Genomic DNA, 21284 nt, shown 5'->3' on the forward strand with positions numbered 1-21284 from the left:
TTGTGGAAGGGGGCTGGTACAGTTATTTCCCGCCTAATATAACGAAATATATGCGCATAGTTTTAATAGACCCCGGCTTAACGTTCAACTGCAATGGCGACCGGTACGGTAGACTTCTTCAACGACACAGGCGGTTACGGTTTCATCGATACCGAAGACTCCGACGAGGACGTCTTCTTCCACATGGAGGACATCGAAGGTCCTGACCTCGAAGAGGGGCAAGAAGTGGAATTCGAGATAGAGCAGGCCGACAAAGGCCCGCGCGCGAAAAACCTCACGCGGCTGTAACCATGGCGACAGGCACTGTAGACTTCTTCAACGACACGGGTGGCTACGGTTTCATCGAAACCGACGACGCCGACGAAGACGTGTTCTTCCACATGGAAGACGTCGGCGGCCCGGACCTCGAAGAAGGGCAAGAAGTCGAATTCGACATCGAACAGGCAGACAAAGGCCCGCGGGCGAAGAACCTCACGCGGCTGTAGGCGAGAGCGACTCGCTTTTCGAGAGGACTGTTGCTCGACGGAGCGGTGCGCCCGGGTAGTGCGTGGCTTCTCACCGCTACCCGCGCGCCGTCTCACGGACCGAATATCTTCGGGTAGAGCCGACAAGCGCTCGGAATCCGAAGTGTCTTAGGCACAGGGCCGCCGACCGCATGGTATGAGCGAGGCCGACGCACTCGACGAGGACCTCTACCGCCGGACCAAACAACTGCTCGAGCCGGGCGAGATACAGCTCAACGGCGCCGTCGTCCACACGGAGTACGACGGCAGCGACGAAATCGAGATGATGCAGGCCACCATCGAGGTCGGCGAACTCATCGCCGAGGGCGCGGGGCTCGACCCCACGGACACGTTCGTCTACTCCGGCAGCGACGACCCCGAGTTCGCGTCGAACCAGCACCAGGGGCTCACGCTCGACGGCGAGGAGTTCGTCTGGGAGTGCCAGCAGCTCCTGCGCAACGGCTCCTTCGACCTGGTGTTTTACTACGAGGCCAGCGCCGACCACGACGGCATCCTCGCCGCCATCGAAGAGGCCGGCTACGCGGTCACGGGCGTCGAAGGCGAGTAATCAGTCGCCAGCCGACAGCCGTTCCTGGCAGTTGTGACAGTAGGTGTAGTCCGGACCGTTGGCCGCGCCGCAGATGCGACAGGTCGTCGCCTCGACCGCGGCCTGTTCGAAGTAGGCGTTGAGCTGGCCGGTGTCGCGCCCGGCGCGCCGGCCGCTGAACTGCTCGACGAGCGGCTCGTGTGCGGCGTAGTCCATGAGCCGGAACATGAGGACGAACCACAGCGGCACCCCTATCAGGACGAACAGGTAGACCAGCAGCCGGACCGCCAGTTCGGCCGTCGAGATTGCCACGCCCGGAGTACGGGCCCAGAGGGGTAAAACGCTCCGGCGACCGGGCAGGCGGGCGGCCGTCCCGGACTATTTTTATTCGCAGAACCCCCAGATTGCGGCATGAGCGAAGACCTCGGAACAGTAGACCGGGCCGTGCTGAACGCCTTTCAGGGGGGCTTCCCGGTCGTCGAACGGCCGTTCGAGCCGGCCGCGTCGGCGCTTGCCGAGCACGGCGTCGACATCGACGCGGACGAGCTGTTGGCGCGCGTACAGGACCTCGACGACGCGGGCGTGCTCACGCGGTTCGGCGCGCTCATCAACGCCGAAGCCATCGGCGGCACCGCGACGCTCGTCGCGACCCACGCTCCCGAGGACAGCTACGACGAGCACGCGGAACTGATAAACGCCCACCCCGAGGTCGCGCACAACTACGAGCGCGAACACCCCCATCTGAACATGTGGTTCGTGGTCTCCGTGGCCGAGGAGGGACGGGTCGAGGAGGTCCTGGCCGAAATCGAAGCCGAGACCGGCGAGGAGACGTACAACCTCCCGAAACAGCAGGAGTTCCACGTCGGCGCGAAGTTCCCCGTCGAGGGGCCACAGACACAGGCCGTCGACTGTTCGGACCTGGGGCCGGACGTGACGCCGACCGCGGAGCGGTCGCTCACTGCCGACGAACTGGACCTCGTGCTGGAAATCCAGGACGGGCTGCCGATTACCGCCACGCCCTACGCCGACGTGGCCGACGCAATCGACGCCGACGTCGACTGGGTGCTGGAGACGATACGGCGGTTCAACGCGGAGGGGAAGGTCCGTCGCGTCGGCGTCATCCCGAACCACTACGCGCTGGGCTACAGCGAGAACGGGATGACCGTCTGGGACGTGCCCGACGAGGTCATCGACGAGGTGGGGCCGGCCATCGCCGAGTTCGACTTCGTGACCCACTGCTACGAACGGCCGCGCCACGACGGCGTCTGGCCGTACAACTTCTTCGCGATGACTCACGGGCGAAGCGAGGCCGAGAGCCAGGAGCGCATCCAGCAGGTCCGCGACCGGATGGCCGAACACTGGGACGTGTCCGAGGACGATTGGGACACGCTGTTCTCGACGCGCATCCTGAAGAAGACGGGCATCAGGCTGGACGAACGAGCGCGGCGGAACGCAGAGACGCCGTGACCGTCCGCATCCGGGCACGGGGCGGTGGCCGATGATTCCGCTCATGCACGACTTCGAGGGCGAGACGGTGCTCGTCGTCGGCGGCGGTCCGGTCGGTGCGCGCAAGGCCCGTCGGTTCGCCGCGGAGGCGCGCGTCGTCGTCCTCAGCCCCGAGTTCGCCGACCGGTCGTTCGCGGACGCGGAAAAGGTCCGGGCCGCACCGACCCCCGAGCAGGCACAGGCGTGGGTCGAGCGGACCGACCCGGCGCTGGTCGTCGCCGCGACGGACGACCCGGCCCTGAACGACGCCTTCAGCGCGGCCGCCGAGGCCCACGGCGCGCTCGTCAATCGGGCCGACGACCACGGCGACCAGTCGTTCGGCAACGTCGTCGTTCCCGCGACAGTGCGTGACGACCCCGTGACGCTGGCGATTGCGACCGGCGGGCGCGCGCCGGCGCTGTCGAAGCACCTGCGCGAGCGCTTCGAATCGGAGTTCGACAACGCCGGGCTGATGGCGGCCCTCGTCGGCGACCTCCGCGAGGACCTCCGGGACAGGGGCGTCCCCCCGTCCGAGCGGCGTGACGCCGTTAGGCTCGTTGTCAGGTCACGGGAAGTTTGGAAGGCTTTAGATAGTGGCAGGTCCAATGGGGAGCAAGTAGCTAGAGACGTGATCGGAGAGTTACCTGGTGATCAAACGTGAGAGGGGACACTGGTGCAATCGTTGGGGTCTGTATCTCCCATGAGCGCGCGAGCGTCGACCAGCTAGAGACCGCTGCGGCGGACAGCGAGCGCCACGCCGTCGAATCCCTGCTCGCACACCCCGAGGTCGAGGAGGCGATTGCGCTGCAGACGTGCAACCGGACCGAGGGGTACGTCGTCGTCTCGGACCGCGAGGACGGCCTCGACGCGCTCGAACTGTTCACCCGCGCCGTCCCCGACGACGTCGTCGTCGAGATGGGGCACGAGGAGAGTCTCCGTCACCTGCTCCGGGTCGCCGCCGGGCTCGAATCGATTGTACTCGGCGAGGACCAGATTCTCGGACAGCTCCGGACCGCCTACGAGACCGCCCGCGGCGTCGGCGGCGTCGGGCCGACGCTGGAAGACGGCGTCACGAAGGCGATTCACGTCGGCGAGCGCGCTCGCACGGAGACGGAAATCAACGAGGGCGTCGTCTCGCTGGCCTCCGCCGCGGTTCGCCTGCTCGACAAGGAGTGTTCCCTCGACGGCGAGACGGCCCTGGTCGTCGGTGCCGGCGAGATGGGCCAACTGGCGGCGAAGGCGCTCGGCGAGGAGGTCGACCGGCTCCTCGTGGCCAACCGGACGGTGCCACACGCCGAACACGTCGCCGAGTCGGTCGACACCGACGCCAGCGCGGTCGCGCTCGAGGGCATCGAAGCGGCCGTCTCCGAGGCCCGCGTCGTCATCTCGGCCACCGGGAGCAGCGACCAGGTGTTCGACATCGGGACGTTCGGCGACGCCGGCGAGGTGTCCATCGTCGACATCGCACAGCCGCGTGACGTTCCGGCCGGCGCGGACCGCCTCCCGTCGGTGACGGTGTACGACCTCGACGCACTGGAGTCGGTGACCGCCGAAACCCGGAACAAGCGACAGCGGGCCGCCGAAGCCGTCGAGCGCATCGTCGACGAGGAGTTCGACCGGCTGCTCACCCAGTACAAGCGCAAGCGCGCCGACAGGGTCATCTCGACGATGTACGAGAGCGCCGAACAGGTGAAAGCGGCGGAGCTAAACAGCGCACTCTCGGCGGCGGACTTCGACGAGGACCAGGCGGAGGTCGTCGAAGCGATGGCCGACGCCATCGTCTCCCAGATACTCGCCGCGCCGACCAAGAGCCTGCGCGACGCCGCCGAGGAGGACGACTGGTCGACGATTCACACGGCCTTACAGCTGTTCGACCCGGACTTCGGCGGTCCCGACCAGGCCACTCAGCCCGAGTTCACCAAGGGCATGTCGGTCGAAGACATCCCGGACGGCATGCGCGACGAGATTCCGAACGCGATGCTCGACCGGCTCTCGGACGACTGACCACGCCCACCTTTTTGCCCACGCCGCCCGACCCATGCAGTATGGCAGACCTGCTCTCCGACGAGGAGATTAGCGACCGGCTACCCGACGGGTGGAGCCGCGACGGCGACGAAATCGTGCGCGTCTTCGAGTTCGACGGCTACCTGGACGCGTCGGGCTTTCTGAGCGCCGCGGCCGGCCTCGCAGAGGACGCGTGGCATCACCCGGAGATGACCATCCGCTGGGGCGAAGTCGAGGTCCGGCTCACGACCCACGACGCCGGCGGCATCACCGACAACGACATCGACCTCGCCGAGCGGCTGAACGGCATCCACGACTGACGTGCCCGCCGACGGACTCGCCGCCCTCCGGCCGACCGACCCGGACGGCGAACCGCGCGGTACGTCTTCCGCATCGAGGTCGACCCGGAGCCGGACGCGCCGGGACTGTGGCTCGACCCCGACCGGTTCGAGACGACGCTGTCCCGGGCGGCCGACGAACCGGGAACCGACGGGTGGCTGTTCTTCCGGGACACCCTCTGGCGGGGCGAACTGGCCGACGAACCGCATTTCCGGCGGCTCGTCGCGGACGAACTCGGCTGTCCGGTCGTCTCGGCGTCGTTCAGCGAACTCCGGACCGACGAGGCGCACCTGGCTGCGCTGAAAACCGCCATCGCCGGCGACCTGTCCCTGTTCAACGCCGAGTCGGTCAGCGACGTACTCACCAAGTACCTCGGCAGTTCGATACGCGTGGAGCCGGGCGGCGACGTCGCGTAGTCACCGCCTACAGCGTGTTATACGCGTCAAAACCGGTCGTAGGGCCCGAAAGACTATATCCGAAACTCCCCAACGAACTGACCCCCAATGACCACCGACTACGACTTCTGGCTGTTCGACCTCGACGGGACGCTCGTCGACATCGAGCCAGCGTATCCCCGGAAAGTGATGGGCGCCGTCGGCGACCGCCTCGGCGTCGAGTTCACGGAGCGGGAGCGGGACGCGCTCTGGTACGGGTTCGGTGGGACGCGGTCGCGGACGCTCGCGGAGCGGGGCGTCGACCAGCGGGAGTTCTGGCGGCTGTTCCACGAGGAGGAAGACCCCGTCGCCCGGGCGGAGGCGACGTACCTCTACGACGACGCCGAGGCGTTTCTCGCCACCCTCACCGGGCCGGTCGGGCTGGTCACGCACTGCCAGCAGTACCTCACCGACCCGGTCCTCGACCACTTGGACATCGCCGACTGGTTCGAGACGGTCGTCTGCTGTGACGACGACGTCGGCTGGAAGCCCGACCCGAGGCCCGTGGAACTGGCGATGCGGGAGATGGACGTCGGGGCCGACGGCCACCGCGGCGTGCTCGCCGGCGACAACCCGTCCGACATCGGCGCGGCGTGGAACGCGGGCCTCGACGGGGTCCACGTCGGGCGGCGGTCCCCGGCGGAGACGGGTCGGTGCGTGCGAGGCGACAGGCGCGTCGCCTCACTGCTCGACCTCGCCGCCTCTCAGGGCAGGTAGTCCCAGTCCTCGACGCCGACGGTGGTGCCGGACTCGAGGCCGGCTTCGTCCGCGGGCACGGACACCCAGCCGTCGGCCCGGGTCGCCACGGCGAGGTCCGCGCCCGGCAGCGGCGTCGCCGTCCCGTCGTCTACGGCGACCGGCGCGAACGTCCGGACCGTTTCCCGGCTGTCGATTCGCTCCGTCAGGGTCGCCGACGTCCGTGGGTGCGCGGACAGCGGGGCGTCGGCGAACGACTTCAGGAGCGGGCGAACGAGTTGGACGGCGCTGACGCGCGCTCCGGTCGGCGACTCCGGCAGCAACACCACCGGCCGGTCCTCGACGACGGCCAGCCCGGTCCGGCCGCCGGGGTCGACAGCGACGGTGTCCGTGAGCACGTCGCCGAGTTCGGCGACGACGTCCCTGAGCGTGTCGCCCGGCTCCGTCCCGGTGACGACGAGGAGGTCACGGGTGAGGTCGCGCTGGACTGCCATCCGGAGCGCCGGCGCGTCGTCGGCGACGGGGTCCCGGTAGGTCACCTTGCCGCCCCAGCGGTCGACGTACTGCGCCAGCGTGAACCCCGCCGTCTCGGCCTGTGGGGACTCGTCGCCGGTCCGCTGGAGTTCGTCGCCCGTGGGCAGGATACCCACCTGCGGTCGCTGGCGGACGAGCAGTTCGGTGACGCCGGCGGCTCTCAGCAGGCCCACGTCGCCGGGCCGTATCTGGTGGCTCCGCTCGAAGACGGCGTCACCGGCGCTGCGGTCGGCCGCCGCGACGGGGTCGTTCGCCGTCGCGTCCGTCGCCAGGACCCGGCCGACGGCGACGGAGAGTGGAATCCGGTCCGTCCGGTCGACGGGGCCGGCGACGCTGCCGACCCGTCGGCGTGCGGTCTCCAGCGGAAGCGACTCGGCGTCCGACGGCGAGGAACCAGCCATACCCGCCCTAGCGGCCGCTGTGTCAAAAGCGCCTCGTAGCGACCCCATCTCGTCGTCACCGCGGGACCGGGAACGCTTTTTTCCGTCGGCGACGGCGTCGACGTATGGTCCTCCCGCAACTGGTCGCTACCGTGTTCCTGGTCGTCGGCGGGTTCCTGCTCGTCCGCGGCGGCCGGGAACTCCGAACCGTGTTCCACATCCTCCGCAACGACCCGGTCCCGGTGCGTTCGCTCGACGGACACGCCGGCCCCGTCGAAATCACCGGCACGGCCGTCGCCGACGAGGACGCCGGGACGGTCACGGCTCCCTTCACCGGCAGCGAGTGTCTGGCCTACACCTACGAAGTCGAGGAGTTCCGCTCGTCGGGGAAACACTCCAGCTGGGAGACGCTCGACGCCGGACAGGCCGGCGTCGACTTCGTCGTCGACGACGGAACTGCCCGCGTCCGCGTGAATCCCGAGGGCGCGGACGTGCGGTTCGAGCCCCAGTCGGTCACCGTCGCGCCCGGCACGGAGCTTCCCGAACGCCTGGCCGAGTACGTCGAGCGGACGGAGGCCGTCGAGGCACAGGACGGGTCCGTGAACCTGCTCGTGACGGAGCTCAGTCTGGGGAACAAACAGCGCTTCACCGAGCGCCGGCTGGACGTCGGCGAGGACGTGTACGTCTACGGCCAGGCGACCCGCGGCCCCGCGACGGAGTGGGGGAGCAACCTCGTCGACGCCGTCGTCGGGGACGGCGACGGGACGCCGGTGTTCGTCGTCTCCGACGCCAGCGAGCGCGCCACCGCCTGGCGGATTGTGCGGGGCGCGGTCGTCGAGACGGCGTTCGGGCTGCTGGCCGTCGTCGTCGGCAGCGTCGCCCTCCTGTCCGTGTGGTAGAGACCGTCGGGTTTACCACTGCGTACCACTTAGGTGGGCGCATGTCTGCCCTGCGTGAAGCGCTTCGGGACCTCCCCGACGCCGTGTTCGCGGACGTGCTCGAATCCGAGGACGAATACCTCCTCGTGCTCGACCTGCCGGGCGTGACCGCGGACACAATCGACGTGACCGTTGAAGGGGGCCGCCTTCGTATCGACGGGCAACGGACCAAGGACGTTCCCGGGGAGTTCACCTTCGTCCGCGAGGACCGCTCCGTGTTCCTCGACGCCGAACTCCCGCTCCCGCCGGACACGACCGGGCAGGGCGGTGAAGGGACCGTGGAAAACGGCGTCCTCGAACTCCGCCTGCCGAAGGCGACAGCGGCACCGAGCACGACGATTCCCATCGACGGGGACTGACCCAGAGGTGGCAAGCCGGTGAACCTTCGCGCGTACTGGCGGTTCCTCGTCGTCGCCCGCCACTTCCTGCCTCTGTTGGTCGCGTACGCACGGGACCGGAAGCGGTTCTTCGTGGTCGGCTCGTCGCGCCGCGTCACGCCCGAACAGCGCCGGAAGCGGGCACAGCAACTGCTCGACTCGCTGTTGACGCTCGGCCCGACGTTCATCAAACTCGGGCAAATCCTCTCGACGCGGCCCGACGTCCTGCCGCCGGAGTACATCGAGGAGTTCTCGAAGCTACAGGACCGCGTGCCGCCGGCGGACTGGGACGAGGCACGGGTCGTCCTGGAGGACGAACTGGGACCCGTCGACGACCGCTTCGACGAGTTCGAGACGGAGGCGATAAGCGGGGCGTCGCTCGGGCAGGTGTACCTGGCGGAGGTCGACGGCGAGAAAGTCGCGGTCAAGATTCGCCGCCCCGGCATCGAGGCGCTCGTCGAGGCCGACCTGCGGGTCGTCCGCTGGTCGCTCCCGCTGCTGATGTATTTCATCGACGACTCCCGGTCGTTCTCGCTGGAGACGCTGGCCGACGAGTTCTCGAAGACCATCCGCGAGGAGATGGACTACCAGCGTGAGGGGCGCATGCTCACCGAAATCCGGGAGAACTTCCGGGACAACGACCGCATCTGCATCCCCAAGGTCGAGGAGTCCCACTCCACACAGCGGGTCCTGACGATGGAGTACGTCCCCGGCACGAAGATAAACGACATCGACAGCCTCGACGCGGGCGGCATCGACCGGACGGAACTGGCCGAGACGCTCCAGCGGGCGTACCTCCAGATGATTATCGACGACGGCGTGTTCCACGCCGACCCCCACCCGGGCAACCTCGCGGTCCAGGACGACGGGACGCTCGTCTTCTACGACTTCGGGATGTCGGGCCGGGTCGACCCGTTCGTCCAGGACAAGATAATCGACTTCTACGCCGCCGTCGCCGACCAGGACATCGACGCCATCCTCGACGCGCTCATCGAGATGGGGACGCTCTCGCCGGAGGCCGACCGGCAGGTGATGGGCGACGTGATGGAACTGGCCATCGCCGACGCCCGCGGCGAGGACATCGAGCAGTACCGCGTCCAGCAGATAATTCAGCAGGTCGAAGACACCATCTACGAGTTCCCGCTCCGACTGCCGGCGAACCTGGCGCTCGTGTTGCGGGTCGCCACGGTCGTCGAGGGCGTCTGCGTCACGCTCGACGAGGACTTCGACTTCATCGGCGTCGCCACCGACTACCTGCGCGAGGAGGGGTACCTCGCTGAGGGCGTGCGGAACTTCGTCGAGGACCGGGCCACGGAGGTGTCCGACGCGGCCCGGTCGGCCGTCCGCATCCCGCCGAAACTGGAGTCCGTCCTCGACAGGGTCGAGCGGGAGGACTTCCGCGTGCAGGCCGACATCGAGGACTCCGACGGCCTGCTGGCGACGCTGACCAAGCGTCTCATCCTCGGGATGTTGCTCGCGAGCACGCTGTTCTCGACGGCGTTTCTCTACACGCAGGCGTCGCTGCCGGCCACCGGGGTCGGCATCGCCGGCACGGTCGGCCTGTCACTGGCGCTGTGGTGGTCGTTCCGCTCGAAGAAGACCGTCCGCGCCAAGCCACAGTTCACCCGCCAGAGCATGCGCGAGCGCGACCGGGAGAGCCCGGGCGGGCTCAACACCGCCTTCGGCGAGGACACCGACGACGCCTACGGCGGCGACTGACGGGGTCGAGCGGGCCGGCGTAGCAGTGTATGGTTCTAGTATCCCCGCCTGAATTTATCCGGAACGTTCAGTATTCAGTGTCTGGTATACGGGGTATGAGAGAATTCGGTGGTACGTGCCGGGTGCGACCCCGGCCCCGCGGGCGCGATACGTCGGTCCCGGTACCGTCCAGGGGGAGGGCGGGCCGACGATGACAGCCCCAGCGACGAACAACGTGGTGCTCGTCACGGTCGACTCGCTGCGGGCGGACGCGCTGGGCGGCACCGACAGCGTCTCCCCCGTCATAGACTCGCTCGCCGAATCGGGCGTCGTCTTCGAGAACGCCGTCGCACAGGGGAACTGGACGCCGTTCTCGTTCCCCAGCATCCACGGCTCGCGGCCGGTGTTCGCCGAGAGCGACGACATCGGACTGGCGTCGACGCCGACCCTAGCCGAGCAGGTGTCCGACGCTGGCATCGAGACGGCGGGGTTCAACGCCGCGAACGGCTTTCTCACGGACCACTGGGGGTACGACCGGGGGTTCGACGAGTTCGAGCCGTTCGTCGACAGCGGCGGTTACAGCAAGTACCTGGCAGCCCACCCGACCGTCCAGGCGTGGGTCCAGCTCGGGACCTCGCCGTTCCGCCGCGCCGCGACCGTTCTCAGCGGCGGGTCCGACGAGCGCCCCTTCGCCGACGTGTCCCGGATGGGCGACCTCGAAGACCGCGCGACCGAGTTCCTGGAGACGACCGACGGGCCGTTCTTCCTGTGGGTGCACTACATGGACACGCACACGCCGTACGTCCCGGCCCCGCGACACATCCGCGAGGTGTCGGACAACCACTTCGGCGTCCTCCGGATGCTCAACGCCCACCTCCGGACGGGGCTGGGCTGGGAGGTCGACGACCGGACGCTGGAGACGCTCCGGACGCTGTACGAGGCGACGGTTCGGCAGGTCGACGCCAGCATCGGCCGGCTCCTCGACACCCTCGAAAGCGAGGGCCACCGCGAGGAGACGGCCGTCGTCGTCGCCGGCGACCACGGCGAGGAGTTCCTCGAACACGGGCACCTCGCGCACTACCCCAAGCTCTACCGGGAGCTCATCGACGTGCCGTACATCGTCTCGACGCCCGACAGCGAGCGCCAGTCGGTCGAGACGCCGGTCGGCCTCGACACCATCGCGCCGACGGTGTGTGACCTGCTGTCGCTCACGCCGGCGCCGGAGTGGGACGGGGCCTCGGTCGCCCCGGCGGTCGACGGCGAGGTCATCGCGGACCGCGGCCCAATCGTCTCCGCGGCGGTCCGGGGCGAGAGCGTGACCAGCCAGCCGATTCCCCGGAGCCGCGCGGACGGCGAACTCCTCCTCAGCGCACGCGACGAGCGGTACACGTACATCGAGTTCACGGAGTCGGGCCGCCGGGAGCTGTACGACCGGACGGACGACCCCGAGGAACAGGTCGACTTGTGCGCGGAATCGAACGATAGCGACCCGCCGGCGACCGTTCTCGACCGGCTCTCCGAGGCCGTCGCCGACCATCTCGCCGACCTCGACAGCGACGGGACGGGGGCGGAAAACACCGAGGCGTCCGACGAGATAACAGCACGATTAAAGGCGCTCGGTTATCAGTAAGGCTGTATGGCGTCCGCTGTCGTCACACCGGCCCGGCGACAGCAACTCGTCCGGTTCTTCCTCGTCGGCGTCGTCGCAGCTACCGTCCAGACGGCGCTGCTGTGGTCGTTCGTCGACATCGGCGGTTTGAACTACATCTTCGGGGCGGCGCTCGCCATCGAGTTCACGATACTGTTCCAGTACGTCCTCAACAACGCCTGGACGTTCCACCGCTCGCAGCACTCGACGCTCAGAGAGTACGTGGTGGGGATGGGGAAGACGAACCTCGTCCGCGGGACGGCCATCCCGCTGCAGCTGGGCCTCCTCTACGCGTTCGTCACCTGGGGCGGCGTCGCGTACCTCCTGGGGAACGGCGGCGCTATCGTCATCACCGGCGTGTACCGCTACGCGCTCGACGCCCACTGGACGTGGGGTTAGACGGTCGGCACGGGTACCTCGTCGAGCACGCTCTGGACGACCGTCTTCTTGTCGACCTGTTCGACCCGAGCGTCGGGTGTCAACACCAGCCTGTGTGCCAGCACCGGCTGTGCGACCCGCTTGACGTCGTCCGGGGCGACGTACTCCCGGCCGGCGATTGTCGCCATCGCCCGCGCCGCCTCGAACAGCCGCTGGGTCCCGCGCGGGGAGACCCCAACGTCCACGCGGTAGTCGTCCCTGGTCGCCCGCGCGAGGTCGGCCATGTACCGCAGCAGGTCGTCGTCGACGGTGACCGACTCCGGGACCGCCCGGAGTTCCTCGACCGACGCCGCGTCGAGGACCGGTTCCACGGTCGGGCTCTGTGTCGTCCGCCCGGCCCGTCGTCGGAGGAGTTCGACCTCGCCCTCGTCGTCGGGGTAGCCCAGCGAGGTCTTCGCGAGGAACCGGTCGACCTGGGCTTCGGGGAGTTCGAAGGTCCCCTCCATGTCAACGGGGTTCTGCGTGGCGATGACGAAGAACGGCTCTGGCAAGTGGTAAGTGTCCCCGTCGACGGTGACCTGCCCCTCCTCCATCGCTTCCAGCAGGGCCGACTGGGTCTTGGGCGGCGCGCGGTTGATTTCGTCGGCCAGCACGACGTTGGCGAACACCGGACCTTCGGTGAACTCGAAGCTCCGGGACTCCTCGTTGAAGATGTGCGTCCCGGTGATGTCGGCCGGCAGGAGGTCCGGCGTGAACTGAATCCGGGAGAAAGACAGCCCGAGCGCGGTCGCGACGCTGCGGGCGGTCAGCGTCTTTCCCGTGCCGGGCACGTCTTCCAGAAGGACGTGACCATTCGCAACGACGCCCAGCAGCACCGTCTCGAAGAAGCCGCGGTCGGCGATGACGGCACTCCCGATTTCGTCGAGTATCTGCGTCGACACCTCGCTCGCCTCGGTAGCGTCCATAGCCTGTCATGTTGCGGGGCCGGTAAATGGGTATCGAGACCGAAATCGAAACCCCTAAAGAGCAAACGGCGGTACTGACGGGTGAGCCGAGGTAGCCTAGCCTGGCCAAGGCGGTTGCTTCGAGAGCAACTGTCCTCACGGACTCAGGAGTTCAAATCTCCTCCTCGGCGTTCTCTGCAATCGACGCACGAGCGACGGCCGCGGTCGCCGCTCACGTCAGCAGGAATATCAGCACGCTGACGGTCATCACCGCGAGGATGAACGCCACAGCCAGCGCGCCGCCCATCGAGACCATCGCGTTGGCGGTCGAGGCCAGCGTCTCGGTGCGGTCGTTGCCGAACACCGTCACGGTCGCCTGCTCGCTTGCCATTCCGGCTTCGACGGGTTCGAGGTCGGCGACCGCCCTGTCGACGAGGTCCTCGATGAGCGCGACGACTTCCTTCTCGGGAATCGCCTGCCCGACCTGGTTCTCGGCTTCGACGGTGTTGACGATGTGCGTGTCGCTGGTCATCACCTCCATGACGTCCACGCCGTTGACGGCGTCGACGATGCGCTCGCGGAGACCGGGCTCCATGTTGTTGCCGTCGATGAGGACGTAGGCCGTTCGCTGGCCCGCCACCTCGAAGACGCAGACGCGGATGCCGAGCGGACCGACGCCGTCTTCGGGTTCCCAGGGGGTCTCGTCCCAGGCGACGCCACAGCGGAGCCGGCCGGTCTCGGCCTCCGTGAGCAGGCCACCGAGCTGTCCGGCCCCGTGGAGCATGTCGAAGGACCGCTGGCTGCCGGGGACGACGTGACCGAGGTCGTCGCCCTCCAGCCCGTCGTTGCAGTTGTGGGCGTCGACCAGGAGCACGTCGTCCAGTCCGTCGACCCGCGCCTCCGACATGGCCGAGAGGCCCACCGCGTACTCCACGTCGTCGGCACAGCCCGGCGCGTACGTGTTCACGACGAGGGCGTCCGAGCCGAACGCCTGGCCCGTCAGCGTGGCCTCGCCCTCGGTGACCCGGTGGCCCGCTGTCGCCTGGTCGTCGTATTCGAGGTTCTGGTACGCCGTCTCGGCGGTCACGAGGATTTTGTCGACCTCCCGCTCGGTGACGAGGTTGAAGTCGTGGCCGGCGGTCGCGTGCGGCGGGAAGGCCAGGCCGTCGGCCGACTCGGCGACGCGTCTGGGGAGGTTCCCGCCCCCGATTTCCCCCATCGGGCCGGGGTGAATCATCGGCAGGACGAACCGCGCCTTCTCCTCCCCGTCGGGTCGGCGGACCGACAACACGGTGACCGGGACGACGGCCTCCTCGCCGATGTCCTCGAAGAACTCCTCCAGTTCGCGGGTCCCCTCGGCGATGTGGCCGATGAAGCCACGGAGGAAATCCAGCGCCGAGACGCCCAGCGAGGAGCGCCACGGCTGGTCGATGACGACCAGAAACAGCCAGACCGCCAGCGCGTAGATGACACAGATGACCGCGAGGATGATGAAGTCCTGCGGGATGAACCCCTGTACCTGCGGGGGCACCTCCTCCGGGCGGGAGAGGTACTCCCGGAGCATCGGGTCTTCGAGGATGAACGCGGTCGCGCCGCTGTATATCGCCAGCAACACCGCGGCGGTGACCGTCTGGACGCTCGCCGGAACCGCGGCCTTCAGCAGCGAGTGCCGCGAGACGGCCATCAGGACCAGCAGCCGGAGCGCGAAAATCGACGCCAGCGCGACCAACAGCACGTCGAAGACGAAGTTCTGGCCGAGTCGGACGGTGAGGACGGCGATGACGCCGGCGACGGTGAGCATCGCAATCGTGATGAGCTCACAGATGAGCGCGAGCAGGGTGGCCCGGTTCGGGGTCAGCTGCCCGCCCAGTTGCCGGTCGACCCACGGCGTGACGGCACTGGCGATGGAGGTCGGCAGGCCGATGAGGAACACGCCCTGCCAGGCGTCGTCGAGGATGAACCGCGAGTCGAAGGCGACGACCCCGGTCATCGCGGCGATGACCAGCGCGAAGGCCAGACTCGTGTACCAGGTCGGAGCCCGGAAAATGAACCGCGAGAGGCTGGCGAGGTTGCCCTGTGTCGCCGTCATTTACGTATCACACCCTACGAGCGAATATAAAACCAGTCACATCATCGGCTACTGGCGGGCGACGGACCGCCGGTCACAGACCGACAGGAAGTTCTCGAACACTTCCTCGCCCTCTTCGGTGTGGGCGACTTCCGGGTGCCACTGGACGCCGTATATCGCCTCGTCGGTGTTGCTCATCGCCTCGACGCCACAGACGTCCGAGGTCGCGGTCCGCTTGAAACCCGGCGGGACCTCCTTGACCTCGTCCGCGTGGCTGGCCCACACGCGCGTCTCGGGGTACAGCGAGCCAAGCAGCGGGTCGTCGTCGTCGAGAATCTCGACGGTCACGTCCGCGTATCCGCCGTACTCGCCGCTGCCGACCCGGCCGCCGAGTTCGTCGGCGATGAGCTGCATCCCCAGACAGATGCCCAGCACGGGCACGTCGAGGTCGAGGTACGCGGGGCAGTTGCCGATGTCGTCCATGTCCGGGCCCCCGGAGAGGACGATGCCGTCGGCGTCGATGTCTTCGGGCGGGGTCGTGTTGTCCCTGAGCGAGACGTCGACGCCCATGTCCCGGAGCGCGCGCTGCTCCAGGTGCGTGAACTGTCCGTGGTTGTCGATAACGTCGATTCGGGTCATTACTGACGCGAAGGCCACGAAGGCGTATATATCTCCTGATGCGGTCGACAACCCCGGTCAGGGCCACGTTCGGAGGGTCCGGCGGAGTTCGTCGAGGGCCGTCGGGCCACGCAGTTCGAGCGTCACGGTGTTGCCGTCGTCCGACGTCGTGAGGTGGACCGCTCCGCCGTAACTCTCGACAATCCACGTCGTCAGCCACAGCCCGATGCCCTTCGAGTGGCGCAGTTGCGTCTCCGTGCCGCTGTCGAGGACCGCCCGTTCGTGCTGTGGAATCGACGGACAGTTGTCGCCGATGTGGACGAACACGGTTCGGCCCCGTTCCTCGACCGATACGTACAGCGTCGGGGTCTCCTCGCAGTGGACGACCGCGTTCTCGATGACGTTTTGCAACACGGTGTCCAGCAGCCAGTCGGCGTACACGTGCGACTGCGCCGGGAGGTCGAGTTCGACCGTCGTCTCGGGGTGGGACTGCGTTATCTTCTCGGTCTGTTCGCGGATTCGCGGCACGACGTCGACTGGCTGCTGTGCGCGGCGGTCCGCGTCGAACGCGAACTCTATCTGTCTCGCCTTCTCCGAAGTGCCGATGATGTCGTCGACGGTGTCGCTCAGTTTCTCGACGTGTGCACGCGTCTTGGGGTCGTCACGCTCCGCCGCTTCCCGCTGTAGTTCGCCGAGGTGCCCGAGCGCGACGTTGAGGTCGTTCCGGAGGTCGTGGCGGAGGACCCGGAATAGCACCTCGTTGCTCTGGGCGAGCCGGCGTCTGGACCGCCGGAGTTCGAGGAGCCAGCCGAACAGGATGCCGCCGAACCCCCCGACTGCGACGCCGCTCGCGAGTATGGCCGGGACCATCGAGGACTGTGGCATCGGGGCGAGCAACACGACGACGTTGATGAGCGTAAACAGCGCGATGCCGAACCCACACCACTCCGCGGCGGTCCACACCTGGTCGCCGGTCAGCCCGCTCACCGGGAGCCAGTAGTTCGCCGCGACCAGGACGAGGGCCGGTATCAACCCCACGCTGAGGATGACCACGTCGACCGGGGACCGCTGGACGAGATACGCGCCGTGTGCGAGCAACGCACCGGAGAGTACGACGCCGGCCGAGACGACGTACCCCGTCCCTAACGACTGTTTCGTGATTACGGGAGGGGTCACTCTAGGTGCGGTTATCGTATGACTACTTATTATTCGGCCGCCAGTTATTAATTCTGATAGCCAGAGTCACGAACCGTCGTAGCGGTCGGCGGCCGACTCGAACCCCAGTTCCGACTGTTCCTCAGAACGGCGCTGTTCACGCTCTGCAATGGCTTCTGAGTCCGGATTCGCGTCGTCGCCGAGCCGCGCCCACGACTGGTGAACCTTCGCGTGACACCACCGGCAGAGGTATACCGTTATCTCGTGTGATAGCTCCTCGCCGTCCCCGCGGTACGAGAGGTGGTGTTCCTCGAGCAGCGGTCGGTCGTCGGAGTGGGCCATCCGCCGCTCTTCGAGCCCACAGCGAACGCACTCCCGGTCGTGGTTCCGTGAGCGGAAGTGCGGGCAGTCGCTCCAGTCCCACTCCGGCTCTGCGTCGGCCTCTGCGTCCTCCGGTGCGACTGCCGCCGGACAGCGGAAGCCGTCGGCGCTGCGGGCGTCGGCGAACTCGGGGTCGTGGTGGCCGTGCTCGCGCGCCCAGCGACACTTCCCCTCGTCGGTGACGAAGTCGCACCGCCGGACGTGGTCGTACGGGTCGTCGACGCCGACGGAGGTGCCCCCCGGTGCCTTCTCCATAGGTCACGGTGTGGGCTCGCGGCCTCTCAAACCCTCCGTTCCGACAGAAGGCTTTTTGACTCCTGTGGCCTCCGCGGTGGTATGCGGCTCGTCCACGACCCCGACGGCGCGGCCCGCCCCCTCGCGACGGAGGTAGCGTACGCCGAGTCGCCCCTCGAACAGAGTCGGGGGCTGATGTTCCGGTCGTCGATTCCCGACGACTACGCGCTCGTGTTCCCGTTCGACCGGCCCAGCCGGCAGTTCATCCACATGCTGTTCGTCCGGTTCCCCCTCGACGTGCTCTGGCTCGTCGACGACGAGGTTCAGGCCGTCGAGACTCTCAGACCCTGGCGGTCGGTCGGCTACGCGAAGGCGGACACCGTCGTCGAACTCCCCGGCGGTGCCGCCGCCGGCGTCTCCGAGGGCGATACGGTTCGGCTCGTCTCCTGAGCGGTGCGTTCGGGGGCGTGGTAGTCGGTTTCGTCACCTTTTAGACCATGAAGATTAGAGTAGAGACCACTATGTCGGAACACCCGACGGAGGATAGAGGAAGTCGCCGCGAGGCGGCTGGCCGCGAAATTCGTGGCGCGTGATGGAGTATCTTCTGTGAGTCAGAACACCTTATTCGGAGGGCACCCAGCCATGCGTGCCCTCTCAGACGTCGGTGAGGTACAGTTTCTCGACACGACACTGCGCGACGGCGAGCAAGCGCCCGGGGTCTCGCTGACGCCGGACGACAAGGCCGACATCGCCCGCTCGCTCGACGCGGCGCGTATCGACGTCATCGAAGCCGGGAGCGCCTGTACCGGGCCCGGCGAGCGCGAGACCATCTCGCGGGTCGCGGGGCTCGACCTCGACGCGACGGTGACGAGCTTCTGTCGCGGCATCCAGAACGACATCGACCTCGCACTGGAGTGTGGTGTCGACGGCATCAACCTCGTCGTTCCGGCCAGCGACAAACACGTCGAGCAGAAGGTCGGGACCTCGAAAGACGAGAACGTCGAGATGACCGTCGAACTGGTGGAGTACGCCACCGACCACGGTCTGTGGGTCGAGGTCATCGGCGAGGACGGCTCGCGGGCCGACCTGGACTACCTCGAAGAGCTGCTCGGAGCCGCAATCGACGCCGGCGCGGACCGCGTCTGCTGGGCCGATACCGTCGGTCACGCGACGCCGGACCGGGCCCTCGAATGCGTCTCGCGGCTCTCGGACCTGGGACCGGTCAGCACCCACACCCACGACGACCTGGGGCTCGCGGTGACGAACGCCCTGGTCTCCATCGCGGCGGGCGCGGACCTCGTCCACGGGACCATCAACGGCATCGGCGAACGGGCCGGCAACGTCGCACTGGAGGAGGTCGCAATCGCGCTGGACCACGGTTACGGGGTCGAGACGATGGACCTGACCGAGGTCCACGACCTCGCCCAGCTCATCGCCAACCGGACCGGCATCCCGCTGGCCCCGAACAAGGCCGTGGTCGGCGAGAACGCCTTCACCCACGAGTCCGGCATCCACACCGACGGGACGCTCAAGGACGACTCGATGTACGAGCCGTACCCACCCGAGAAGGTCGGCCGCGAGCGCCGCCTCGCGCTCGGCAAGCACGCCGGCCGCGCGGGGGTCCGGGCCGCCCTCGACGAACACGACGTGGAGGTGACCGAGGACCAGCTCTCGGACATCGTCGCCCGCGTCAAGGAAATCGGCGACCGCGGCAAGCGGGTCACCGACGCCGATCTGCTGACCATCGCCGACGAGGTGACCGGCGACGCGCGCGACCGCCGGGTCGAACTGCTCGGCCTGACCGCCGTCTCCGGCTCCGATACGCCGACTGCCAGCGTCCGGCTCGCGGTCGACGGCGAGGAGCGCAAGGAGGCGGCGGTCGGCTCCGGACCGGTCGACGCCGCGATGAACGCCGCGGAGGTGGCGCTGTCCCACACCGCCGACGCGACGCTCGAAGCCTACCACGTCGACGCCATCACCGGCGGGACGGACGCGCTCGTGACCGTCGAAATCGAGATGTCCCGCGGCGACGACCACGTCGTCGTCTCCGCCAGCGACTCCGACATCACCCGTGCGTCCGTGCGCGCGATGGTGGACGCGATGGACCGGCTCGTCGCCGACGACGAGGAACCGCTCGTCGCCGACGACTGAGTAGCTGATTTACGCAGAACAGACTCCCCGGGGCTGTGCCCAGTCGTTACTTGTGGCCGCGGCTGGCCTCGTGGTACTGGAACACCGTCTCCATACCCCTGACCAGCGCGTCGAGGTCCACGCTCTCCGTGTCGAACTCGCGGTCGCGCACGGACTGGTAGATGTCGGCCCACCGGTCCCGGAACCGGGACTCGAACTGCTCGGCTTTGATTCGGTCAATGAGTTCCGCCTTCCCGTCGGGGTCTTCCAGCTCGTCCGGCGTGACGAGTCCCTCCTGAAGCGCCAGCACGACGATGCCGGCGGTGTAGTCGCCTTCCTTGACTTCCCGCTCCCAGGTCGTGAGCCAGTTGCCGATGCGGGCCATCTCCTGGAGGTCCCAGATGAGGTCCCGGACTGTGCCGTAGTCGGCGAGTTCGAAATCCGGCGAGTACATGAGGTCGACAGCCGCGTAGGGAAACATTACCATGTTGTGCGCCCCGTACGTTTCGGCCCCGCTGAGGTTCGCAATCCGGGGGTTCTCGTTGACGACGGCGCTGTAGTCCATCGCGTTCAGCGTCTGTCGCATGTCGTAGGTGAACACGTCGTAGAACTCGTCGACGCGCGGCGCGTCGGTCAGGCCGCCCTCGAACTCCCGCCACACGCGCTCGATGAAGGCGAAGTACTCCTCGCTTACCGCCGCACGGCTCGGGTCCATGGCCGACGGGTCCTGGACGAGTCGCCGGGCCTCCTCGAAGGTATCCCGGTCGCCGTCGTTCTCAACGATGTCGTCCAGGATGGTGACGTACATCGTGAGTATGGTCTTCTGTTTCCGGACGTGGTCGGCGTGGGCCGGGTGGACGGAGGAGAGCGTGAACTCGGGGAACAGCGAGTAAATCCACTGCCAGAGGAACCGGTCGCGCTCGCCACAGACCCGCTCGTACTCGTCGGCCAGCTCCGCGACCTCGTCGGGCAGGCTGGTCGTCCGGACCTCTTCGAGGAGGTCCTCGGCATCGGCCGTGGGGGACTCAACACTCATCGGACTCACCCTCCGGACGATAAGTACTGACTAACTGACGTTTGTCGGCTACTACTGTCCGCCGTTGGACGGCTGCTGCATCGTTGCTCGTGCCCTGCGGGCCGGGTTCGCTCGGTTGTTTGCCGCGGTCCATACAATCGAAAGGCGAAGTCGCGCTTATAGTGGTACTGACGCGTCGGCTGCGGGTAGTATACTGTTAACGACTCGCTTACCCGGCTTTACTCCAGATTACGTACCAGTTTTTCAGTTACTACCACAAAATAAGTATTTGCCTACTGAAAATTCCGGGAGTCACCTCCATAGAAAAGGAAATTAGGACGATACTACTAGCGTCCTGGGGGACGGTACCCTGACTGGTCAGGGTATGAAGTGCCGGTAGAACAGCCGCAGTCGGACCGCGTTACGCTTCGAGGCCAGTGGCGACGGAGACGTCACGGGACGGCGTCACCAGCACCGACCGGCTCCCCTCGACTTCGATGCGACAGCCGGCCATGTTGAACACGACCAGGCCGTCGGGAGATGGATTGTCGTCCGTCTCGGGACGGAACAGTCTGTCCAGCGCGTCCGGGTCAATGCAGTCGCTGATTCGGTCGTCGAGGTCGACGGGGTCGACACCCAGCGTGTCGGCCACGGCGTGGACGATGGTCTCGCTCAGCGGTTCGTTCGGTGACGGTCTGTAGACCAGTTTTGCCTGGGACATGGTTCGTCGCTGTCTGTCCCTACCGCCCCTACTGAAAAGGTGATTGTGGCTATACAG

The 21284-nt window shown here is 67.4% G+C and carries 24 protein-coding genes, 1 tRNA gene and 1 pseudogene; 17 read left to right on the top strand and 9 right to left on the bottom strand.

Annotated features, from left to right (window positions below):
* Window positions 1–93 precede the first annotated feature (93 nt).
* The 3 genes from VI123_RS05500 (at window position 94) to VI123_RS05510 (ending at window position 1071) form a co-directional block, all read left to right on the top strand.
* The gene (locus tag VI123_RS05500) at window positions 94–288 is read left to right on the top strand and encodes a cold-shock protein (protein WP_008312646.1); all 195 of its coding nucleotides are present in this window, start codon (window positions 94–96) and stop codon (window positions 286–288) included.
* 2 nt (window positions 289–290) lie between these two features.
* Window positions 291–485 (top strand): cold-shock protein, encoded by a 195-nt coding sequence (locus tag VI123_RS05505; RefSeq protein ID WP_004591449.1) that lies wholly within the window; start codon window positions 291–293, stop codon window positions 483–485.
* 175 nt (window positions 486–660) lie between these two features.
* Window positions 661–1071 (top strand): DUF5778 family protein, encoded by a 411-nt coding sequence (locus VI123_RS05510; RefSeq protein ID WP_336337040.1) that lies wholly within the window; start codon window positions 661–663, stop codon window positions 1069–1071.
* On the opposite strand, the gene VI123_RS05515 is transcribed toward VI123_RS05510, so the two are convergent.
* Entirely contained in the window at window positions 1072–1362 is a 291-nt protein-coding gene (locus VI123_RS05515) for a DUF7577 domain-containing protein (RefSeq protein ID WP_336337041.1), read from the bottom strand.
* A gap of 99 nt (window positions 1363–1461) precedes the next feature.
* Between VI123_RS05515 and ahbB the strand changes: the two genes are divergently transcribed.
* The 6 genes and pseudogenes from ahbB to VI123_RS05545 all read left to right on the top strand — a co-directional run bounded on the left by ahbB (window position 1462) and on the right by VI123_RS05545 (window position 6029).
* Window positions 1462–2517, top strand: coding sequence for a siroheme decarboxylase subunit beta (gene ahbB, locus VI123_RS05520; RefSeq protein ID WP_336337042.1), 1056 nt, complete (start codon window positions 1462–1464; stop codon window positions 2515–2517).
* Between the two features lie 31 nt (window positions 2518–2548).
* Window positions 2549–3196, top strand: a complete 648-nt coding sequence (locus VI123_RS05525; protein ID WP_336337043.1) for a precorrin-2 dehydrogenase/sirohydrochlorin ferrochelatase family protein — start codon at window positions 2549–2551, stop codon at window positions 3194–3196.
* Complete coding sequence (gene hemA, locus VI123_RS05530; protein WP_336337044.1) at window positions 3193–4539, top strand: glutamyl-tRNA reductase; 1347 nt, start codon at window positions 3193–3195, stop codon at window positions 4537–4539. The genes VI123_RS05525 and hemA overlap by 4 nt, the downstream gene beginning before the upstream one ends.
* Window positions 4540–4580: 41 nt before the next feature.
* Window positions 4581–4859, top strand: coding sequence for a 4a-hydroxytetrahydrobiopterin dehydratase (locus VI123_RS05535; RefSeq protein WP_336337045.1), 279 nt, complete (start codon window positions 4581–4583; stop codon window positions 4857–4859).
* A gap of 1 nt (window position 4860) precedes the next feature.
* Window positions 4861–5294: pseudogene (gene lwrS / locus VI123_RS05540) on the top strand (LWR-salt protein).
* Between the two features lie 87 nt (window positions 5295–5381).
* Window positions 5382–6029: an HAD family hydrolase gene (locus VI123_RS05545; protein WP_336337046.1), complete on the top strand. Its 648-nt coding sequence runs from the start codon at window positions 5382–5384 to the stop codon at window positions 6027–6029.
* Here VI123_RS05545 and VI123_RS05550 read toward each other — a convergent pair.
* Complete coding sequence (locus tag VI123_RS05550) at window positions 6017–6943, bottom strand: molybdopterin-binding protein (RefSeq protein ID WP_336337047.1); 927 nt, start codon at window positions 6941–6943, stop codon at window positions 6017–6019. The two genes, VI123_RS05545 and VI123_RS05550, sit on opposite strands and share 13 nt — an antisense overlap.
* 104 nt (window positions 6944–7047) lie before the next feature.
* Between VI123_RS05550 and VI123_RS05555 the strand changes: the two genes are divergently transcribed.
* The 5 genes from VI123_RS05555 to VI123_RS05575 all read left to right on the top strand — a co-directional run bounded on the left by VI123_RS05555 (window position 7048) and on the right by VI123_RS05575 (window position 11982).
* Complete coding sequence (locus VI123_RS05555) at window positions 7048–7821, top strand: GIDE domain-containing protein (RefSeq protein WP_336337048.1); 774 nt, start codon at window positions 7048–7050, stop codon at window positions 7819–7821.
* Window positions 7822–7862: 41 nt separating this feature from the next.
* Window positions 7863–8219 carry an Hsp20/alpha crystallin family protein gene (locus VI123_RS05560; protein ID WP_101350660.1) on the top strand — a complete coding sequence of 119 codons (357 nt, stop codon included), beginning with the start codon at window positions 7863–7865 and terminating at the stop codon, window positions 8217–8219.
* 18 nt (window positions 8220–8237) lie between these two features.
* A complete protein-coding gene (locus tag VI123_RS05565) occupies window positions 8238–9956 on the top strand; it encodes an ABC1 kinase family protein (RefSeq protein ID WP_336337049.1) in 1719 nt (572 codons plus the stop codon).
* A 190-nt stretch (window positions 9957–10146) separates the two neighbouring features.
* Window positions 10147–11565 (top strand): sulfatase-like hydrolase/transferase, encoded by a 1419-nt coding sequence (locus VI123_RS05570; protein ID WP_336337050.1) that lies wholly within the window; start codon window positions 10147–10149, stop codon window positions 11563–11565.
* 6 nt (window positions 11566–11571) lie between these two features.
* Window positions 11572–11982, top strand: a complete 411-nt coding sequence (locus tag VI123_RS05575) for a GtrA family protein (RefSeq protein ID WP_336337051.1) — start codon at window positions 11572–11574, stop codon at window positions 11980–11982.
* Here the strand turns inward: VI123_RS05575 and VI123_RS05580 are convergent.
* Complete coding sequence (locus VI123_RS05580) at window positions 11979–12926, bottom strand: AAA family ATPase (protein WP_336337052.1); 948 nt, start codon at window positions 12924–12926, stop codon at window positions 11979–11981. The two genes, VI123_RS05575 and VI123_RS05580, sit on opposite strands and share 4 nt — an antisense overlap.
* 85 nt (window positions 12927–13011) lie before the next feature.
* Between VI123_RS05580 and VI123_RS05585 the strand changes: the two genes are divergently transcribed.
* Window positions 13012–13096: transfer RNA gene (locus VI123_RS05585), tRNA-Ser, on the top strand.
* 41 nt (window positions 13097–13137) lie between these two features.
* Here VI123_RS05585 and VI123_RS05590 read toward each other — a convergent pair.
* The 4 genes from VI123_RS05590 to VI123_RS05605 form a co-directional block, all read right to left on the bottom strand.
* On the bottom strand, window positions 13138–14994 hold the full coding sequence (locus VI123_RS05590; RefSeq protein ID WP_336337053.1) for a DUF2070 family protein: 1857 nt from the start codon (window positions 14992–14994) through the stop codon (window positions 13138–13140).
* Window positions 14995–15042: 48 nt separating this feature from the next.
* The gene (locus VI123_RS05595) at window positions 15043–15612 is read right to left on the bottom strand and encodes a GMP synthase subunit A (protein ID WP_336337054.1); all 570 of its coding nucleotides are present in this window, start codon (window positions 15610–15612) and stop codon (window positions 15043–15045) included.
* 57 nt (window positions 15613–15669) lie between these two features.
* On the bottom strand, window positions 15670–16767 hold the full coding sequence (locus VI123_RS05600; protein WP_336337055.1) for an ATP-binding protein: 1098 nt from the start codon (window positions 16765–16767) through the stop codon (window positions 15670–15672).
* 66 nt (window positions 16768–16833) lie between these two features.
* Complete coding sequence (locus VI123_RS05605; protein WP_336337056.1) at window positions 16834–17382, bottom strand: DUF7097 family protein; 549 nt, start codon at window positions 17380–17382, stop codon at window positions 16834–16836.
* Between the two features lie 81 nt (window positions 17383–17463).
* Between VI123_RS05605 and VI123_RS05610 the strand changes: the two genes are divergently transcribed.
* Together VI123_RS05610 and VI123_RS05615 are read left to right on the top strand one after the other, a co-directional pair.
* Window positions 17464–17811 carry a DUF192 domain-containing protein gene (locus VI123_RS05610; protein ID WP_336337057.1) on the top strand — a complete coding sequence of 116 codons (348 nt, stop codon included), beginning with the start codon at window positions 17464–17466 and terminating at the stop codon, window positions 17809–17811.
* 192 nt (window positions 17812–18003) lie between these two features.
* A complete protein-coding gene (locus VI123_RS05615; RefSeq protein ID WP_336337058.1) occupies window positions 18004–19512 on the top strand; it encodes a (R)-citramalate synthase in 1509 nt (502 codons plus the stop codon).
* Window positions 19513–19558: 46 nt separating this feature from the next.
* Here VI123_RS05615 and VI123_RS05620 read toward each other — a convergent pair whose 3' ends face one another.
* Window positions 19559–20527 (bottom strand): terpene synthase family protein, encoded by a 969-nt coding sequence (locus VI123_RS05620; RefSeq protein ID WP_336337059.1) that lies wholly within the window; start codon window positions 20525–20527, stop codon window positions 19559–19561.
* Window positions 20528–20927: 400 nt separating this feature from the next.
* On the bottom strand, window positions 20928–21227 hold the full coding sequence (locus VI123_RS05625) for a HalOD1 output domain-containing protein (protein WP_336337060.1): 300 nt from the start codon (window positions 21225–21227) through the stop codon (window positions 20928–20930).
* Window positions 21228–21284 lie beyond the last annotated feature (57 nt).

It is taken from the genome of Haloarcula sp. DT43 (assembly GCF_037078405.1).
In the GTDB taxonomy this organism is placed as follows: Archaea; Halobacteriota; Halobacteria; order Halobacteriales; family Haloarculaceae; genus Haloarcula; species Haloarcula brevis.

Excerpts from the sequence above, each read along its gene's own strand:
- VI123_RS05500 (WP_008312646.1), top strand. The coding sequence starts at position 94 with ATGGCGACCGGTACGGTAGACTTCTTCAACGACACAGGCGGTTACGGT.
- VI123_RS05505 (WP_004591449.1), top strand. The coding sequence starts at position 291 with ATGGCGACAGGCACTGTAGACTTCTTCAACGACACGGGTGGCTACGGT.
- VI123_RS05510 (WP_336337040.1), top strand. The coding sequence starts at position 661 with ATGAGCGAGGCCGACGCACTCGACGAGGACCTCTACCGCCGGACCAAA.
- ahbB (WP_336337042.1), top strand. The coding sequence starts at position 1,462 with ATGAGCGAAGACCTCGGAACAGTAGACCGGGCCGTGCTGAACGCCTTT.
- VI123_RS05525 (WP_336337043.1), top strand. The coding sequence starts at position 2,549 with ATGATTCCGCTCATGCACGACTTCGAGGGCGAGACGGTGCTCGTCGTC.
- VI123_RS05535 (WP_336337045.1), top strand. The coding sequence starts at position 4,581 with ATGGCAGACCTGCTCTCCGACGAGGAGATTAGCGACCGGCTACCCGAC.
- VI123_RS05545 (WP_336337046.1), top strand. The coding sequence starts at position 5,382 with ATGACCACCGACTACGACTTCTGGCTGTTCGACCTCGACGGGACGCTC.
- VI123_RS05550 (WP_336337047.1), bottom strand. The coding sequence starts at position 6,943 with ATGGCTGGTTCCTCGCCGTCGGACGCCGAGTCGCTTCCGCTGGAGACC.
- VI123_RS05555 (WP_336337048.1), top strand. The coding sequence starts at position 7,048 with ATGGTCCTCCCGCAACTGGTCGCTACCGTGTTCCTGGTCGTCGGCGGG.
- VI123_RS05560 (WP_101350660.1), top strand. The coding sequence starts at position 7,863 with ATGTCTGCCCTGCGTGAAGCGCTTCGGGACCTCCCCGACGCCGTGTTC.
- VI123_RS05570 (WP_336337050.1), top strand. The coding sequence starts at position 10,147 with ATGACAGCCCCAGCGACGAACAACGTGGTGCTCGTCACGGTCGACTCG.
- VI123_RS05575 (WP_336337051.1), top strand. The coding sequence starts at position 11,572 with ATGGCGTCCGCTGTCGTCACACCGGCCCGGCGACAGCAACTCGTCCGG.
- VI123_RS05580 (WP_336337052.1), bottom strand. The coding sequence starts at position 12,926 with ATGGACGCTACCGAGGCGAGCGAGGTGTCGACGCAGATACTCGACGAA.
- VI123_RS05590 (WP_336337053.1), bottom strand. The coding sequence starts at position 14,994 with ATGACGGCGACACAGGGCAACCTCGCCAGCCTCTCGCGGTTCATTTTC.
- VI123_RS05595 (WP_336337054.1), bottom strand. The coding sequence starts at position 15,612 with ATGACCCGAATCGACGTTATCGACAACCACGGACAGTTCACGCACCTG.
- VI123_RS05605 (WP_336337056.1), bottom strand. The coding sequence starts at position 17,382 with ATGGAGAAGGCACCGGGGGGCACCTCCGTCGGCGTCGACGACCCGTAC.
- VI123_RS05610 (WP_336337057.1), top strand. The coding sequence starts at position 17,464 with ATGCGGCTCGTCCACGACCCCGACGGCGCGGCCCGCCCCCTCGCGACG.
- VI123_RS05615 (WP_336337058.1), top strand. The coding sequence starts at position 18,004 with ATGCGTGCCCTCTCAGACGTCGGTGAGGTACAGTTTCTCGACACGACA.
- VI123_RS05620 (WP_336337059.1), bottom strand. The coding sequence starts at position 20,527 with ATGAGTGTTGAGTCCCCCACGGCCGATGCCGAGGACCTCCTCGAAGAG.
- VI123_RS05625 (WP_336337060.1), bottom strand. The coding sequence starts at position 21,227 with ATGTCCCAGGCAAAACTGGTCTACAGACCGTCACCGAACGAACCGCTG.